The following is a 16,281-nucleotide window of genomic DNA, read 5'->3' on the forward strand; positions in this document are numbered from 1 at the left end:
GAGCAGACCACATGCCGTTGCGGAAGGAGCAAGGAGGGTTGACCGGTCTCCGTGCAGGATCGGTTGTCACGGCTCCGCTCGGATCGGGGCGGCGCATGGTGGACTGACGCCATGCGCATCCGATCTGCGGCGGTCGTCCTGCTGGGTGGGCGGGTCCTCGTCATCAGGAGGTTCAAGGACGGTCGGAGCTACTGCGTGCTTCCCGGAGGTGGCGTCGAAGCGGGCGAGAGCTTGCGCGAGGCCTGCCGCCGTGAACTCCTCGAAGAGACCGGGCTCGCTGGCGACGTGGGCGATCTGCTCGACGTCCCGGTCGACCGCGACGTGCCTGCCGCGTACTTCGCGGTGCGAGTCACCTCTCCGCAGGTGTCGCTCGGCGGGCCGGAGCTCTCCCGTGCGTCGGAGCGCAACACGTACGAGCCGACATGGGTCGACGCAACGTCACTCGACGAGGAACATCTCGTACCGGACGAAGCGAGACGAGCAGTCCACCTCGTCCTGGACACCGCCCAGCTGTGATCGAAGCCGACTCTCGACGATGGTCCACCGATCTCTTCGACCCCACCCCCGGAGCGCGCGCACACTGCGGAACGCCCAGACGTACGCAGTGACAACGGCACCTGACGGCAGCACGATCACCACAGTCGAGATGGGCCAGTCAGATCGGTCGGGATCGCCGAGCGCCCCGAGCACGAGCCTGCTGACCGCCATCGCGGGAAACAACGGGCTGCTCAGATGGAGATCCATCCCACGGCGCGCTCCGGAATCGTTCCATGCCTTCACGCGCTCCTTGAGCGAATTCGCCTATCCGAGGCGAACACTCAGACCTGGAAATTCGACGATGGGATGCTGCGCAATGGTCTCCAGCATGCGCTGGTGGATCACACACTTCGGTCCCCCGAGCTCGCTCAGTCGTCGGCGTCGAGCCCGGACTCCCCTGTCGACGGCTCGGTGACCGGCCCGAACGGATCGGCGGCCCGGCCGATGACCCTTTGTGACGTACGTCCCGCCGGGCCCTGACGTCGTGCCGTACGCTCCATCTCGCGCGCACCCGGACGCGGCGAAAGGATGACCATGTCGGATCAGAGCATTGCCCAGCAGGTCGACGAGTTCAACGTCGGATTTACCGCTCAGATCGGACCCGAGCTGTCTGCCGTCTTCGACGACGAGCAACACGACCTCCGCACCGCCGGGATCCCCGAGCGGGTTGTCGCCGTCGGAGACGCCGTTCCCGACGCGACGCTTGTGACGTCGACGGGCGAGAAGACGTCGCTGCACGAGGTCCTCGGGAATGCTCCGGCTGTGCTGGTGTTCTACCGCGGCTCATAGTGCCCCTACTGCAACCTCACGTTGAAGACCTATCAGCGCGAACTCGTCGGCCCCCTCGGCGACGCGGGTGTGCAGCTCATCGCGATCAGCCCGCAGACGCCCGAAGCGTCCGAACAGGCCGTGGTCAACGGTGACCTCGGATTCACGGTCCTCACCGACCCGGGCAACCGTCTCGCCGACCGGTTCGGCATCGTCACCGCACCGAGCGCCGCCGCACGGACAGCGCACACCGCTCTGGGGTTCGACGTTGCCGACAACAACGCCGACGACACCGCCGCAATCCCTTTCCCGACGGTCCTTCTCACCGATGCCTCCGGCGCAGTGCGATTCGTCGACGTGCACGTGGACTACACCACCCGCACCGAAGTCCCCGAGATCCTGGACGCGATCTCCCGCCTGGACCGCTAGTCAGAACCCGCCGTGTTCGGCGCCACTGCTGCGCGCCGCCGTTCACAGCGGAGACGTTTTCATCGAGCCGATCGTCGTACACAACCACATAGGGCGATGCCCCCGGCCAGAAGAACACAACGTTGTTCTCGATCAGCACAACGCGGAGTCAGGGCGCCGCGCGAAGCGCGAACCAGGGACATCGCACCGAAGCCATGCCATCACACGACGACGCCTCCGAACCGGAAGGTTCCGAGGCGTCGTCATGTCGACCTACTTGCTAGATCTTGGCTTCCCTCGCAGCAGTGCGAAAACTGCACCAAGGATGACGAGTAGCTCGCCGATGATTCCGATGGTGCCGAGTACGGCGTTGTCGTGTACCGACGGAACCGACAGGAGGATCAGCGCCAGGCCGATCAGCCCAAGCACGATTTGGAACACAGGTCCTTTGCTCATGATCACTGCCAGAACCTCTCCGGTTCGAAGTGGAGCCGTATCCGCCGGGGCAAGGTGGCTACTTCTTCCGTGCCCATAACGTCGCGATTGTCTGACCACTGACGGATCAGTCATCAAATACCCGGAACGCCGCACCACCGCGCGTCAACGGTGTCTCCAGGCGTTCAGCGGTCTGCCTCCGAACCACGTCGTGCGCATCGGAAGCGGCGGCGACGAGTTCCACGCACCGCCACGAGCCCTCTACGAGCCCCTCGGCGTCATCCCGTATCCGACCGTCGGCCTGTGTTCTGACGCTCCGATCCGACCGGGAGCGCCGCCGACGGCGTCTCGACAGCCGGTGGCTGACCGAACGCCTCACTGCGGTGCCGGAACGACCTCCACGTCCATATCCGACCACTCGCCGTCGGGTTCGTCCACAGGCGCGAGCCCGTGCATCAAGATGTCGAGGCACCGCCGCGACTCGGTGATGAACTGGGAAAGCATGGTGCCCACGTCATAGGTTCGGCCCTCCCAGGTCAGCTGAACTTGCATCGACGGGCGCAGGAACGCCTGGCCGACCATCTCGACGGTCGCACCGGCGTGCAACGTCCCGAGTATGACGCCATCGGCGAACTTCACATCCGTCCTCATCTCGAGGCGCGGTGTCGCCACAACGTCGGCGTTCTCGTACTTATAGGCTGCTCCGTCGAGGGCTAGCCCGTTCATGTCCGCTGAGACGGTCAGGAAGTCCTTGTGCTTATCCTGAACGTCGAGGTCATGAATCATCCTCAGTACCGATGGCGTGCCAGACGGCACATAGTTGAACGGTTGCATGATGTGGAGTCGGTGCTGGAACTCCGGATCAAGTTCGCCCACCCATGACTTCAGTGCGTCGTTCCACTGCTTCGGTTCGGTGCAAATCGGGAAATAGATGGCCTTGGGTTTTTTGGGCTGGGCGTCGTTGAAATGCGCCATGCCCCAAGCGAGTGCATCAAAAGCGCTCCGGAAGTTGTGCAGGGCGTCCCCGAGCATCAGCGACCACTCGTGTTTGGGGATACCGCGGGGGACGCGGGCCACGAAATCGATCCCCTGACGGTCCTCGCGCAAGACGGCTTCGACCGTCACCGGAGCACTCGCTGACCACTCTACGAAACTGGCCTCAAGCGCCTTCGCGTGGGTGTTCCCTCGGGCCCACTTGAGATCGGGCCAGGTTGAGAAGTTGACACCACCGACGAGGTGCATCTGTTGCGGCGGCAGGGTTGATTCATCGGGCTCGGGATCGATCACGGTCCAATGTTGGTGGGTCGGTGCGACATCGGTGCGCAACCGTCGCCCGCTGAAGGGATTTGAGTGCCGCCGCGCGCCGTTCCGTGGCATCTGTGCATCTGTCTGGACGCAGAGAACCCTCGGAGCCCTGAGAGCGGGTTCGAGGTTTCTAAGCTGGCCATGCGGTGCCCGGAGGCCGATCATTCATCGGTCACATCTGGTGCCGCCCACCCCTTCGATCCCCGCGGGGTGTTCCTTCCGGCCCCTCGACGTTGCGCGAGCGACGGTGCTCTCGGGCTAGCTTCGGACCGATGGCGAGGCACCAGAGCGCGAGCAGTACGACAGCGAAGACAGGTCTGTTTGGTACGAATTCATCACCGCCGTCGCTGTAGTTGCTGCAGCCGTCGCCGTGGACGTATTGCAGGAGCGGGCCGAGCGAGAGGACGAGAACCGCGGGTCCGCTGATGAGACCGAGCGCCCGGGCGCCGCGTGCCCGGATCACGCCGGCGACAAGCGCGGCGCTCGCGAATGCTGCGAGAGCGAAGGCGGCGTAGAACCAGGCCGCTCCGACAAGCGCCAGCCGTCATGGTCTAGCCAAGCCGCAAACTCACTCCGGAAGATGCCCGCGAACCGACCTACGTTCGAGGGTCCGCGGCCGACGATGAAGAGGAGCGGGAAGCCGAGCACGGCTGCGACCGCGGCGATCAAGCCGATCGCAGCAAGGACCAGCGCGACGCCCCGGCGGAGCCGTGCGAGTTCGTCGCGCTCGTTCGTCACCGCTTCGCTTCCGATTCGTCCGAACTGGACGTCGCGGGCGACCGAAGGTGGCTCGCTGACCTTCGACGTCTGTGCGTGGCTGAGACGCCGGGCGTTCGTACGCTCCGCAGGCGTGCTCGGAGATCGATCCGCCGTCGCAAGGGCTCGGCCGACGCGTCTCGGAGGATCGCGCCACTGCGCCAATCCCGAACGTCGAGCGGCAGGTCGCTGAACGGCAATGTCGTGTATCCGAGCGCCTGTTCTCGCGCAAGCGCTGGACGGACCGCCGCCGCGCAGACTGCCAGGACGAGCATCGCCGCGATCGTCACTTGGGGCAATCTGATGAGGAACGGCCCGATAGTCGATCGGTCAGAGTCCAGATCTGCACCGGTCGAGCGCGCGACACCCAGTCCGAGCAGGAAGAGCGCAAGGAAGATCATCGCGAAAGAGAACGACCAATAGGCTCCGAGTTGCCAAAGCCGCGCGCTCACTCGCGGGCAGTCGCCCTGGAGTCGCGCGTTCATCAGTGTCTCCTCTTATCGATGGTCGGCTGAGCCAAATGTACTGCCGACGTCGCATCGCGATAGATGCCGTCCATCGGACCCTGGGCGAGCGTTGACCGTGCCTTCTCGGAGACCTCAATAGGTACGGCGTTGGCAGACTGCGCCACGAGATCGGTCTCCGCTCCACCGTGGGGGCGACCCAACCAGATCCCGCACGGACCGTGGCCCTCCAGCAGTACCGATAGCAGATCCGCTCTCGGACGTACGTGTCCGAGAGCGGATGGGCCCGGTCAGCGGTCGGGGTGAGCTTGGCGGTCGATGCAGCGGTAGACGGTCGCTCGTCCAACACCGAAGAGTTCCGCGAGCTCGGCGACCGAGTGGGTGCCGGCTTCGTGCACTTCGAGGAGGTGGCGTTGCTGCGCGGCGCTGAGCTTGGGCTGGCGCCCACGGAGGTGACCCTTGGCCTTGGCGATCTGCATGCCTTCGCGCGTGCGGGCTCGAATCAGGTCCGACTCGAACTCAGCCACCATCGCTAGGACGTTGAACAGCAGCCGGCCGACGGGGTCGTTGGGATCGTGGACAGAGCCACCGATGTTGAGCTTGACGTTCTTTGCGGTGAGTTCGTCGACGATGTCCTTCGCATCGCGAAGGCTTCTGGCTAAGCGGTCCAGCTTCGCGATCACCAGCGTGTCTCCGTCACGGCAAGAAGCGAGCGCTTCGCGCAGACCTGGTCGTGAGCGGTTTGTGCCGGTCAAGCCGTGGTCGGTGTGGATGTTGATTGGGAGGACTCCGAGCCGTTCAAGCGCGACGCGTTGAGCGGTGAGGTCTTGTTCGTAGATTGAGACGCGGGCGTACCCGATGAGTAGTGCGTTCATGGGGCGAGGATCGGCTTACTGCACCTGGCTTGCGTCGTCTCGCACCCGATCGTCTACCGGAACGACCCAGGACGCTCAGTCAGACGGAGCCGCTGCCGTGCCATCCCCGGGGTCCGGCCGCAGCGGTGAGGCGTGCGTGTTCTTCGGTGTCGGTCTGATGCCATCCGTAGTTCGCGACGACGACGTAGCTCTCGCCGCCGTGATCGTCACGGAGGCGTCCCGGTCCCAAGCCGTCGGTGAACACCTCTTCGTCGATCCAAGTGAGGAGTTGACCGACCCAGTCGGCAGCATCCTCTGGTCGGGCGTAGACCCAGTACTGAGGCGACCCGGAAGCGGGCATCCTGATGCGCGAACGAGCGGACTCGCCGTCGCGCTGTGTGATGCGCATGTCGAGGACGTGTCCGTCTCGTACGCGGACGTCCGTGAGTCGGTAGTCCAGCCGACTGCTCTTCCGAGGGTCGAGAAGACGCCATGCTGTTTCCCGGCGCAGGACCTCCAGGATGGCATCGTCACTCAGCATGACCGGATCCTCCCATGCGGCCGGTGGCCGATCGGCTTCCGGACGCCGCCGGGGCTTGAGCCTTGGATGATGATCGGCCTATTGGGTGTGGAGGTGGCGGTGCCGGGGGTGCCCCGTACATTCAGGGCATGACGAGTTCGCTGGATTCGAACACCCTGTCTTTGGGGGAGCGTCGCTTTGGTCGACTGGTTGGTGACCCTGCCAGGGTCGGCGATGGCGATGTGGTCCTCGAGCGCACGGACGACGGGGTTGTGCTGCAGGTGACGTGGCCGTCGCCTGATGCTGGACCGGTTCCTCGGTGGTTCCGCGCGGAATCGGACGTATTCGACTTGATCGACCCCGAGGCCGCAGCGGAGGTGCACGACGTGCCGCGGCTGCTGCGGTTCCGTGATCGGAGGGGGTTTGTCACACTCCTTGGCTGCCGTAGAGGCGGTTACAGCGCGAGAAGCGGAGGGCCAGGCAGCGGACGGATCCGCGTGCAGCACGTTGTCTTTGGTGGGCACGAGGACTGCGACTACACCGCCGCGGTTGCGCTCCGGGCCGTCGTGTCGCACCTTCGCAATTGGGTCGGAGCCAGTGCTTGGACTGCGTACGAATCCTCGGGAAGGGGGTTGGAGTACCGCCGTGAGCTGTCAGAGGATGTAGAGCTCGGGCGGTGGGGTGCTGTCGATATCGTGCTGAGGCCGCAGGCTCGTCTCGCCGAGCGTGAGGAAAGCGACCTCATCGAGCTCCGCACCGATCTCCTGGTTGAGACGCGTGCGCGGACTCCGGTCGCATGGGAGCGTCATCTTCGCGTGCATACTGCGCTGCGCGATCTCCTCGTCATATCGGGGTGGCACACGGAGGTCGGGTCGATCCACTCTGTGCAGCATCCTGCGGACGTATACGTGTATCGCGACGGCGACGAGCGGATGTTCTGGCGACCGGTGACCTCGAGTCACGAGAAGACGGCTCTCCGACCCAAGCGTCGACATCACCTCATTACCTATCAGGACCTCGGACCAGAGGGGCTTCGTTGTTGGTTTGGGGTCTGGTCGCGCCTTCGGCGGGTCATTGACCCGATCGTGAGCAGCATCGATATGCGCAACGTCACCCCGGTCGCGCTACTCGCACAAGTGGGGCCCGGCGTTGAGGCCTTGGGGTACGAGCTATCCCGCCGTGACGGGCTGAGCCGGAGAAAAGCTGGGGGAGTAGTCCTGGCGCGCCGTCTTGCCCGGATACTCGTCGACGTTGGTGACGTTCTCCCATTCAACGGCGCCGACTGGGCCACACGCATGATGAGCACCTACAACGGGATCAAACACGCCAACCGTGACATGCCTGACCTTCTTGATGTCTTGAACACTGAACGGGAATGCGTTCTCGTTGTACGTGCATGGTGCGCACTCCAGGTCGGGGTAGACCGTGCTGCGCTCCGGGATCGGCTCCGTGAGGACGCGCAGTCGCGTCCTTGGGCGCTGGAGTAGGTCGGGGTGCGGCAGTTAGCGAGCGACGGAGCTGCCTCCCCTGAATCGCCCACGCCGGCGTCGCCCGTTGATCAAACCACCCGAGTCGCATCCGATAGCAGATCGGCCACCGGGCGCGGCCATGACAGCACTGCAGATCGAAGACACCGCGCGAAGCTACTCACGCCCTCGCGACGATGCGCAGAGCATTCGGGCTATCGCCCCTCATGCTGGGATGTACCCACCTAGTCCCCCAGAAGGCGGATGCGTACTGTTCTGCCTATGGGCCGCCGCACCCGACGGCACTGGAGCTTTCGCTCTGGCCGGGTGGCCGTGTCTCGTCGCGCCGGCGTTGGTGAGCCCCTTCTCCCAGGGCTGGCGACGACGCACGTCCAATGTTTTCAGCACCAAACCGCTTTCAGCGTTGCGCGAGCCGGGACAGCCTGAGACGACACGCCACCGTCGACCGGCCTCGGTTCATTGCACGGCTCGACGCCGCGATCAGCGGTCATGCTCCGGTTGCGTCACAGCACCGGGTTCGATAGTCGATGCGCAGGCCTAACCGAGGACGTCGGCACGCTAGTGTTCGAACTGTGAAGGTGTTCATCAGCTGGTCCGGGGAAGCCGAACGTCGTGTAGCCGAGGCGCTGCGCTCCGCGATCACGACGGTCTGCGCTGGACGAGCTCAGCCTTTCGTCTCGAGCCAGGACATCCCGAAGGGCGAGCGCGGCGTCCCATTCATCGATGCGCAGCTAGCCAGCAATGACTACGGGATCGTCGTCCTCTCCGCCGCGAACCACGCAAAGCCCTGGATCAACTATGAGGGCGGCGCGATGGCCAGCACCCTCGACAACCCCGTTGCCACGGTGCTGCTTGATTTGAGTCTTGCGGACTTCGATGGTCCGCTGCGACCGCGTCAGGCGACGAAGTTCACCGACCGCCAGGATATGCGCGACCTCTTCATACAGATCACAGCAGCGGCGGACCCAGGTATGCCCGTGAGCGCAACCGAGATCCTCTTCGACAGCGCATGGCCGACGCTTCAAGCGTCATGGACCCCTGACTCGAACGCACCTCACCAGCCGCTGCGCACTTCGGCTGACATGCTTGCCGAACTTGTTGATCGCGTCAGGAACATCGAAGCCCTCCAGCGTCGGTCCAGCAGTTCGTCTGGCCGTGCGCGCGAAGCGAATCGACGAAGCCACTTCGGCTTTGCGGGAGAGGCAGTGTTGCCTGATCGAATTGCGATTGGCGTATCGAACACGATTGATGAGATCACTGCTGGGAAAGTTCGTCTCGTCTCGGTTGGCACGGCCGAATCGGGCTCGATCCGAGTGCGGCTCGCTGGCACTGCCGACGATCAAGCCACCTACGGCCCCATCCTGCAGCATCGCCTCAGCCGACTCCATCCCGAGACGTTGTGGCACTTCAGCTGGGAACTGCTGCTCCCCGAAGTCGACGACCTCGTCGAGTCCACCGACACCAACCCTCCAGCCGACGGGCAGGACGAACCTGAGCTTGGATGAGCTTCCCCGTGGTGACCCTCTGAGCGGCGATGACCTGCCGGTTCCGGCGCGGGTAGTAGACCCGCCGCTTGGATTTCGGGAGGCACTGCACGAAGGTGGGGCTCTATTGCACACACGCGTCGCCAGGCTCAACTCGACGACGATGCTCCACTCAGCCGTCTCCGACGGCAAACAGAGAGCTGGCCGGCGGCAGAATCCGAGCTCGTGGCCGATGCAGCAGAGCTCGCAACACCTGAGCGAACCGTCCGATAGAGATGGGCGGTTTCAAGGGGTCGTTGCAACGGGTGGTTGTTTCGGGTCTGAGAGTAGCTGTTCGAATGCTTCTGCCGGGGTGCGGTGGCCGAGCGTTTTGCGAGGTCGTCCGTTGAGTTCGGTGGCGACCTCGACGAGCCTGTCGGGGCTGTGAACGGTGAGGTCGGTGGACTTCGGGAAGTACTGCCGGAGTAAGCCGTTGGTGTTCTCGTTCGAGCCGCGCTGCCAGGGCTTGTGGGGGTCGCAGAAGTAGATCGCGAGGTCCGTGGCAAGGGTGATGTCCTTGTGCCGGGCAAGCTCCGTGCCCTGATCCCACGTCAACGACCGACGCAGATGCTCGGGCAGGGTCTGGATGGTCGGGATCATCGCGTCGCGGACCGGGCCGGCGCTGTGCCCATCAGGTAGATGCAGCAGCATCACGTACCGAGTGGTCCGCTCGACGAGAGTGCCGATAGCACTGCGCGCGTTCGTACCGACGATGAGGTCGCCTTCCCGGTGGCCGGGAACGGCCCGGTCGTCGGCTTCGGCGGGGCGTTCGCTGATCAGGATCATGTCGCGGATCTTCGACCACGACGCCCGCCTAGGCTCGCCACGATGCCGACGGATCGCGCGGCCGGTGCGGAGGTGTTTGTGCAGGTCAGCACGCAAGTGACCGCGGCCCTGCACGAAGAGGGACTGGTAGATCGTCTCGTGGGACACGTGCATCTCCGGCCGGTCGGGGAATGTCCGTGTCAGGTCATCACGGATCTGCTCCGGGGACCAGTTCCGCACCAACCGCAGCTCGACCTGCAGGGCGAGCTCGAGCTGGTCGAGCTTGCGCGGTTTCGGGCGCCGTGCTCGGACGCGGCACCGCTTCTCGGCCGCGTATGGCCGGTAATCGCCGCTGCGGGAGCTGTTCCGGGCCAGCTCTCGACTGATCGTCGATGGCGCCCGCCCGAGTTCTGCTGCGATCTGGCGGATGCCGACGCCAGTCAGGCGCAGGTCAGCGATCCGGAGTCGTTCCTTCTCGCTCAAGTACCGGCCGGATCGAGGTGCACGCTCGAACGGGTTCTTCCCGCGAGCGGCTTTGAACCATCGGTATCCCTGACGTGGATGCACCCCGACAGCATCGCAAGCAGCGGGCCTGCTCATGCCCTGTCCGAGTAGCTCCCAGAATCGTGCCTCCCGGGCACGCTGTTCCAGCCTGGATCCCATCTGCACCACTCCGATTCACGGTGGTGTTGCAACGACCGGCTGAACCCAAGATCCATGACCGAGACGTCACCGTCGGCTTCGGTGGGTCCCGTTCAACTCGTTGCGGACGGAGTGGAGGGTGACGTAGGCCGTGTACAGGCGCGGTACGGCAATCAGGAAGAGCAGCAGGACGTAGCTGGCGAAGGCGACGGCCATCGCGGCGAAGAATCCATGGATGGCGCCGGTCTGCGGGTCGGACATGAAGTTCATCCCGAGGACTAGCATGAGCGCAGCCGCACCAGAGAACAGCGACGCCACGAGCAAGTGGGCTGCTGACTCATCCAGGGCGTCTCGATCGACGCGCTCAGTGTCACCGAATTCAGACGTCCGCTCTGTGAGCTTGAGGCGCATCGACGAGATCTGCCCCCATGCGGCTAAGAAGCTCCCCGCCAGCAGTGCCACGCCGCTCAGAAGAGCGCCAGGGGCGCCCAGCCGAGCATCCGGCAGGGTAAGCATCGCGATGAACGCGCCCGCGGGGACGAGCAGCAGAACCGCTCGCGTGAACCGGTCCGGATGCGTCGTCTCGTCGCGATAGTCACTGAGGGCCTTCCAGTGCCCGCGGAAGAGCTCGATCGGCAAGAGTCGTGAAGCCACGGCTTCGTCCTCCGTTCAAGCAGGTGTTACTCGGGAAGGGTGGTGGTGATCTTCAATGCGCTGGCGATGCGATTGACGACCGGAGCCGCTTCGTTGATCAGTTGGTACCCCTTAGGACGAGTGGATCCCAGAGGGTAGACGAACAGCTTGTCCACTGTCTCAGCGTTGATCGTCTGCCGCTTGCCTCGCTCGACGATCGAGATCTCGGCGTCGTCGTACTCTATGCCGCTCCTACTGACAGCGGGATCGACGAGCTCGATCACATCGTTCGCCGCGGCCTTGCGCCGCTCGAGCTCGGTAGTCGAGTCCTTCCGCGCAGCCATCGCGAGGATCGCATCGAACACCTTCTCAGCGGTCGTCTTCTTCAAGCCCCACTGGACCAGCTCCAGGTCGTAACTGGTCCGCGTCCCCGCGGCGCTGACACCGCGCCGCCGGAGCCGGAACGACGGATCCGCGGCGTTGCCGAGGATCCCGTCGAGTCGGGCCCCGTCGATCCGCGGAGTCAAATGCCAGTTCAGGAACGGGCCGACGATTTTTCGGTTGTCGCCGTTTACTGTCACAGCTGCGTGCTGCGCGCGGCGCGTCAGCCACTTGATCAAGAGCTCGCCGACATAGGTCTGCCCACGTACTTCCGAGAGCATGATCGCCATCGGCCCTGCCTGAGGGAAGAGCAGCACGACCTGCATTCCGCGCACGGCTGCCTTGCGTTCGATCGGCTCGTGCGTGCCGTCCCGGCTAACCAGTGCGTCGTGGTCCTGTTCTCGGCCGGTCTCGACCGTCACGCGGATGCGCCGGTCCTCGACATGCACGTCCGTAACCTCGAAGTACGGCACACCCTCGGTTTCGTCCAGCTTGGCCTTGCGCTCTGCGTCCGTGATTTCGTCGACGTAGAACGTCGGCGTGCCGAGCTGGGTTCGATCGTCTTGCAGTTCGAGCAGCTCCTTTTTGAACTGCTCGAACGCATCCGCTTCCCCACCGGCTGCGCTGACGTCCTCGAGCGCCATCGCACCGTTCTGCTCGCGTGCCCGACCGAGACGCGGCTCAAGGGTGTGGATTCGGTAGCCGTACGTGGTCATCGAGCGGTAGCCAATCGTTGAGAGTTACCCAGAAAGATAGAGGACGTCGGCGACAGCGCCGAGGCGCCGAGCCGGCAACGCTTCGTGGGCCGCTCGTGGCGGTCGCTTCGATCGGTTTTCACCGCTGCCTCATGGATCTCAATAGCCGGTCGTCATCCAGGACACGCTCAGGGCCGCCAGCCCCGTTCGGTTGCCGATCGATCCGTCGGCCCGGGGAGCTCCTGAGGGCTTCGGACTCCTACAGCGCCGCGCTGGAGCAAGCCCCGTCTCACATAGGTGGTCAGCAAACTATCCCAGCGCACGCACGTCAAACGGACGATTCTCGACGCACGAAAGCGGAGCTCACCCGAGTGACGATGCGGATCGCCGCTGCCAAACAACTTGTCCAACCCCGTATTTCAGGACACGTTGTGTGGCAGTTGGACAAGTTAGCTGGCGGACGACAACAACTGTCGTCTGCCCACCAACCTGTCCCACTGCAGTCTATCCATGGGTGAACTGCCGCACGTATGTCCGATCGCACTGCCAAATAGCGTGTCCAGTCACAGACGCAACACTTCGACAGCGGCAGAGTACGGGTCCTATCGACTCCGGATCGCAGCCCAGTCGGCGGAATTGAGCCAGGTTCGCGCAGTTTCCCAGTCCGAGAACGCGTTGGTTCCGAGGAGCGTGGGCAAGAACTCGCTCGGCCTGGCGCGCATGGGATGGGGCTCCCATGGCTTGGACTCCGTCAACGACTGGGAGGTGAAAACGCCATGGCGAGCTCGCGACAACATCACCGCGAGGACGCGCGCTTCTTCCCGTTTCGCGTCTTGTGAGACAGCCCGATAGAAAGGGATAGAACCCTGCTCGAGGCCAAGAACGAGAACCCAGTCGAACTGCTGCCCCTTTCCGGCGTGGCCGGTCAAGAGATGCACACCGGGAGCGGTGAGGAGCGTGTCGGTCTCCCCCGCTTTGATTCTGGCGGCAATCGACTTCACGGTTTCACCGGCACGGACGAGGTCGTCGACCCAGTTTGCCGCGTCGACCAGGGCCTCCCGTGTGCCGGGATCCTGCAGTTCATTGGGACTGACGAGCGAAAGTAGGAGACGCTCGATGTTCTCGGACGCAAGAAGCTCCGACTCCGTGGTCCGACGCACGGCGGACTTGAGGAGGGGGCCAACGTGGGAATCGAAAATTGGGTCGTCCCAGCGATGCCAGGGGAACGCGGTGACCGACGCGAGCGCATTCTCCAGCACAGAACGGCGACCTTTAGCACGCACGAGCACACCGATCCGTTGCTTCGGGGCCCGTGCGAGGATGCGCGATGAAAGCGATATTACCCAGCTCGCCTCCTCCGCGTAATCCGCGTGCTCGACATGAGCCGCCAAGCCGCCTCCAAACCATGTCTCCGGCCGCGAGCACTCCAATGTTGTCCCTCCTGTGAGAGGAGCAAGAGCGTTGACCGCTTCGAGCACAGCAGGTGATGAACGGTGTGATTCTGCGAACGTGATAACTCGGTCACTTGCGGCAGTCGCGGCTGCGAGCACACTTTCCGGCTGTGCCCCAGTGAAGGAATAAATGCCCTGAGCCGGGTCGCCGGCGAACGTTATCCGCCCTGAAGCGATCCGATTGAGAATGGACGCCTGCTGTGCCGTCAGATCCTGGAACTCATCCACAATGACGTAGCCGAAGTGGTGCTGGTACAGGTCGGCGACCAAGTCATTTCGCAGCACCAAATCCGCGAGCCGCGGTAGATCATCATATGTTAACAGGTGTTCGGCGATACGCTGCTGCTCAATCTCCTGCGCCGCGGAGTGGCCGGTCTGCGCGAGATAATCCGCGACCTCAGCGTCCGTCCGGGTGGCAAGCTTGGCCTGCTGCAGGTGCTGTTGAACGAGGTCCGTCTGTGCCCGTGAGAGCTTCCGCTGTCGACACTGGTTCAAAACCCAGTCTGCGCGAGGGGGATCCCAGTCGGAATCCAAGCCCACGACATTGCCGTGCGCCCGAACGATGCGTGCTGACAGGCCATGTAAGTTCTGCACGGTGACTGTTCGCGCGACCACAGATCGCGATACATGATGGGCGACACGCTCGGCAATATTCTCTCGTGACCTGTTGGTAAACGTCGCTAGGAGTATGCGTTGGGGAGGTCGCACAACCTCTCGTTCGATGAGCCCGGCGACACGAAGCGCTAGCGCTTCCGTCTTGCCGCAGCCAGCCGGTGCGATGATCACCAAACTCTGCTCGGGCGCGTTTCTGATGTCCTCTTGCAGTGGTGATGGCTCGAAGCGCTCACCCAAGGCGCTGCACGCTCGCGAGTACATCGTTGATCGACGCGATCTTGGCGGCCTCGTCGCTTGTCATAGTGCTCGCGACTACCAGCGCGGATAGCACCTTATAGCGGTTGTTGCCACAAAATTGAGCGACGGACTTGTCGGTCAGAGCGCCATCCCGTCCGCCGGGCACCTGTGCGAGCTGGTTTGAGGTGAACTCGCCTGACTCGACCAGACGTTGCCAAAGAGCGGTCCCTCCAATCGCTTCAACGTACTCCGCTTCGAGGTCTGGCGCGGAGACGGTAACAGCGTGGCTGACCAGCTCCCCGGGATCAACCCCGATAGTTTTCGCCGTTTCCTCAATCGCGTCTTCGTCGATCAGTATCTGTATAGGGACATCAAACCCATCAGGTCCAAACAGCTTCCGTGCCGGCGCCATGTTGCGGGAACCATCCACTTCGACGACGCTGACGCCCGCACGGTCGAGGTCGCGCCCAGTTAGCTCCGCTACCCGCTCGAGAATGATCCGGTCGGAGGGGCCTTCGACAAGGACGACCGCTGCTGCAGTTAATGGTTCTAGTTTGCCTTGTACCCACCACCGCGCCGTAAGCTTGCCCTCTCCGTCGAGGAATCCCCTAGTCGGCTGCCTGATCTTGCCCCCAGCCCGGACCACAGCGACGTCGTCAGGGGAGAAGGCACTGACAACGTCAGGTGAGTGCGTGGCCAAAATTTTTTGGTTCGGGCCCTCTCGAAGCAAACGGGCGAGAGACCGCTGGCTGGAAGGATGCAAGTGGATCTCCGGCTCGTCGATTGCCACAACGTTCGCCGCTGCACTCACGAGGTCGTACAACGCGATAGCGAATAAGGCACGCGCCCCGTCCGACTGTTCAGCGACTGGACGTGGCTCGCCCCCGTGCGCGAGCTGCAGTCGCACATCCGCCAGCAAATCTTCGGATGCGATGCTGCCAGCCACAAACGACAGGTCATCGGCGCCGACGACCCGCGGGACCGCTCGTGTGAGCTGTCCCGCAAGCTGCCCCCGCAGCTCTCGGAGCACGGCTGACTCCCCGAGCTGCCGTTGCAGGCCTTCCGCGGCCGATTGGAAAGCCTCCCGCTCTCCGGCTAAATCGATCGCACCAAGGATGTCATCTAGCGCAGCGTTTTTCTCGTCCCTGAAGTCTCGCGCGGCGCTCTGCGTTGCAGTCACGAGCTTGAAGCCCAGGGCAGCTATCTGGTCGCGGCTCAGCTGACGCAGACCGGGACCGTGCGGGCTAAATCGACGAATCTGCACCGTCCCCCCGTCATCAACCAGCACCTCCATCCGCACTGTGACCGTTCTCGTCCCCAGCTCGGGATCCACACGCGGCTCATCGACGAACCAAGCTCTTTCGGCAGGAGTGAGTTCGTCGAGTTCAGCCTCCAGCACGAGCGGCTGTGTCCTGTCTCGCAGGTCATCTGCACTCACTCGCGCATAAAGCGCTGCCGTGCTCGCGCCGAGTAGGAGGTCCATGCATCTCAGAAGTGACGACTTGCCGACGTCGTTCGAGCCGACCAGGACAAGGTGCGATCGAATCTCTAAATTGACGTCTTCAAGGCGTGCGTGATTCTCGATCGTAAAACGAACCAACCGCAACGTTGCCTCCTGATGTCGACGTTGCTTCAAGTATCCCTCAGAACCTCGAGACCTCTGAACCGACAGAGGCGCGCCGATGATTCGGATGGCGAGGTGCTCGTTCCTGATGGACCAGCGCGGGATGAGCGCCGTGAAGGTCTACCAGCGGGACCGGTGCACGGATACAGGTGACATCTGATTTGGCTCGCCCCATGCGATA

General features: G+C 63.7%; 14 protein-coding genes and 1 pseudogene. 5 read left to right on the forward strand and 10 right to left on the reverse strand.

Features of this window, described 5'->3' with window-relative positions; all coding sequences use genetic code 11:
* The first annotated feature begins 111 nt into the window (after positions 1–111).
* The 3 genes and pseudogenes from ACRQ4B_RS02615 to ACRQ4B_RS02625 form a co-directional block, all read left to right on the forward strand.
* Positions 112–516: an NUDIX domain-containing protein gene (locus ACRQ4B_RS02615; protein ID WP_439693155.1), complete on the forward strand. Its 405-nt coding sequence runs from the start codon at positions 112–114 to the stop codon at positions 514–516.
* A gap of 555 nt (positions 517–1,071) precedes the next feature.
* On the forward strand, positions 1,072–1,326 hold the full coding sequence (locus ACRQ4B_RS02620) for a hypothetical protein (protein ID WP_439693156.1): 255 nt from the start codon (positions 1,072–1,074) through the stop codon (positions 1,324–1,326).
* 12 nt (positions 1,327–1,338) lie between these two features.
* A pseudogene (locus ACRQ4B_RS02625) lies at positions 1,339–1,734 on the forward strand (redoxin domain-containing protein); the annotation flags it as partial.
* A gap of 252 nt (positions 1,735–1,986) precedes the next feature.
* Here the strand turns inward: ACRQ4B_RS02625 and ACRQ4B_RS02630 are convergent.
* From ACRQ4B_RS02630 to ACRQ4B_RS02650, 5 genes are all read right to left on the reverse strand, one after another.
* The gene (locus tag ACRQ4B_RS02630; RefSeq protein WP_439693157.1) at positions 1,987–2,175 is read right to left on the reverse strand and encodes a hypothetical protein; all 189 of its coding nucleotides are present in this window, start codon (positions 2,173–2,175) and stop codon (positions 1,987–1,989) included.
* Between the two features lie 348 nt (positions 2,176–2,523).
* A complete protein-coding gene (locus ACRQ4B_RS02635) occupies positions 2,524–3,435 on the reverse strand; it encodes a hypothetical protein (RefSeq protein WP_439693158.1) in 912 nt (303 codons plus the stop codon).
* A gap of 752 nt (positions 3,436–4,187) precedes the next feature.
* Entirely contained in the window at positions 4,188–4,694 is a 507-nt protein-coding gene (locus tag ACRQ4B_RS02640; protein WP_439693159.1) for a hypothetical protein, read from the reverse strand.
* A 269-nt stretch (positions 4,695–4,963) separates the two neighbouring features.
* Positions 4,964–5,548 carry a recombinase family protein gene (locus tag ACRQ4B_RS02645; RefSeq protein ID WP_439693160.1) on the reverse strand — a complete coding sequence of 195 codons (585 nt, stop codon included), beginning with the start codon at positions 5,546–5,548 and terminating at the stop codon, positions 4,964–4,966.
* 79 nt (positions 5,549–5,627) lie between these two features.
* A complete protein-coding gene (locus ACRQ4B_RS02650) occupies positions 5,628–6,068 on the reverse strand; it encodes a hypothetical protein (protein ID WP_439693161.1) in 441 nt (146 codons plus the stop codon).
* 128 nt (positions 6,069–6,196) lie between these two features.
* Here ACRQ4B_RS02650 and ACRQ4B_RS02655 point away from each other — a divergent pair, with 128 nt between their 5' ends.
* Both ACRQ4B_RS02655 and ACRQ4B_RS02660 read left to right on the forward strand, forming a co-directional pair.
* Positions 6,197–7,534 (forward strand): hypothetical protein, encoded by a 1,338-nt coding sequence (locus tag ACRQ4B_RS02655; RefSeq protein ID WP_439693162.1) that lies wholly within the window; start codon positions 6,197–6,199, stop codon positions 7,532–7,534.
* Positions 7,535–8,106: 572 nt separating this feature from the next.
* Positions 8,107–9,039 carry a toll/interleukin-1 receptor domain-containing protein gene (locus ACRQ4B_RS02660; protein WP_439693163.1) on the forward strand — a complete coding sequence of 311 codons (933 nt, stop codon included), beginning with the start codon at positions 8,107–8,109 and terminating at the stop codon, positions 9,037–9,039.
* 264 nt (positions 9,040–9,303) lie between these two features.
* On the opposite strand, the gene ACRQ4B_RS02665 is transcribed toward ACRQ4B_RS02660, so the two are convergent.
* The 5 genes from ACRQ4B_RS02665 to ACRQ4B_RS02685 all read right to left on the reverse strand — a co-directional run bounded on the left by ACRQ4B_RS02665 (position 9,304) and on the right by ACRQ4B_RS02685 (position 16,112).
* Positions 9,304–10,422 (reverse strand): IS30 family transposase, encoded by a 1,119-nt coding sequence (locus tag ACRQ4B_RS02665; RefSeq protein WP_439693164.1) that lies wholly within the window; start codon positions 10,420–10,422, stop codon positions 9,304–9,306.
* Positions 10,423–10,551: 129 nt separating this feature from the next.
* Entirely contained in the window at positions 10,552–11,118 is a 567-nt protein-coding gene (locus tag ACRQ4B_RS02670; RefSeq protein ID WP_439693165.1) for a hypothetical protein, read from the reverse strand.
* A 26-nt stretch (positions 11,119–11,144) separates the two neighbouring features.
* A complete protein-coding gene (locus ACRQ4B_RS02675; protein WP_439693166.1) occupies positions 11,145–12,194 on the reverse strand; it encodes a hypothetical protein in 1,050 nt (349 codons plus the stop codon).
* A 581-nt stretch (positions 12,195–12,775) separates the two neighbouring features.
* Positions 12,776–14,500 carry a UvrD-helicase domain-containing protein gene (locus tag ACRQ4B_RS02680; protein WP_439693167.1) on the reverse strand — a complete coding sequence of 575 codons (1,725 nt, stop codon included), beginning with the start codon at positions 14,498–14,500 and terminating at the stop codon, positions 12,776–12,778.
* Positions 14,469–16,112, reverse strand: a complete 1,644-nt coding sequence (locus tag ACRQ4B_RS02685; protein ID WP_439693168.1) for an ATP-dependent nuclease — start codon at positions 16,110–16,112, stop codon at positions 14,469–14,471. The genes ACRQ4B_RS02680 and ACRQ4B_RS02685 overlap by 32 nt, the downstream gene beginning before the upstream one ends.
* Positions 16,113–16,281: the final 169 nt, after the last annotated feature.

The organism is Curtobacterium sp. SP.BCo, assembly GCF_051903265.1.
Classification (GTDB): Bacteria; Actinomycetota; Actinomycetes; order Actinomycetales; family Microbacteriaceae; genus Curtobacterium.

What these genes read in the sequence shown, in the direction of transcription:
- ACRQ4B_RS02615 (WP_439693155.1), top strand. Translation starts at nt 112, where the DNA reads ATGCGCATCCGATCTGCGGCGGTCGTCCTGCTGGGTGGGCGGGTCCTC.
- ACRQ4B_RS02620 (WP_439693156.1), top strand. Translation starts at nt 1,072, where the DNA reads ATGTCGGATCAGAGCATTGCCCAGCAGGTCGACGAGTTCAACGTCGGA.
- ACRQ4B_RS02640 (WP_439693159.1), bottom strand. Translation starts at nt 4,694, where the DNA reads ATGAACGCGCGACTCCAGGGCGACTGCCCGCGAGTGAGCGCGCGGCTT.
- ACRQ4B_RS02645 (WP_439693160.1), bottom strand. Translation starts at nt 5,548, where the DNA reads ATGAACGCACTACTCATCGGGTACGCCCGCGTCTCAATCTACGAACAA.
- ACRQ4B_RS02650 (WP_439693161.1), bottom strand. Translation starts at nt 6,068, where the DNA reads ATGCTGAGTGACGATGCCATCCTGGAGGTCCTGCGCCGGGAAACAGCA.
- ACRQ4B_RS02655 (WP_439693162.1), top strand. Translation starts at nt 6,197, where the DNA reads ATGACGAGTTCGCTGGATTCGAACACCCTGTCTTTGGGGGAGCGTCGC.
- ACRQ4B_RS02665 (WP_439693164.1), bottom strand. Translation starts at nt 10,422, where the DNA reads ATGAGCAGGCCCGCTGCTTGCGATGCTGTCGGGGTGCATCCACGTCAG.
- ACRQ4B_RS02675 (WP_439693166.1), bottom strand. Translation starts at nt 12,194, where the DNA reads ATGACCACGTACGGCTACCGAATCCACACCCTTGAGCCGCGTCTCGGT.
- ACRQ4B_RS02680 (WP_439693167.1), bottom strand. Translation starts at nt 14,500, where the DNA reads ATGTACTCGCGAGCGTGCAGCGCCTTGGGTGAGCGCTTCGAGCCATCA.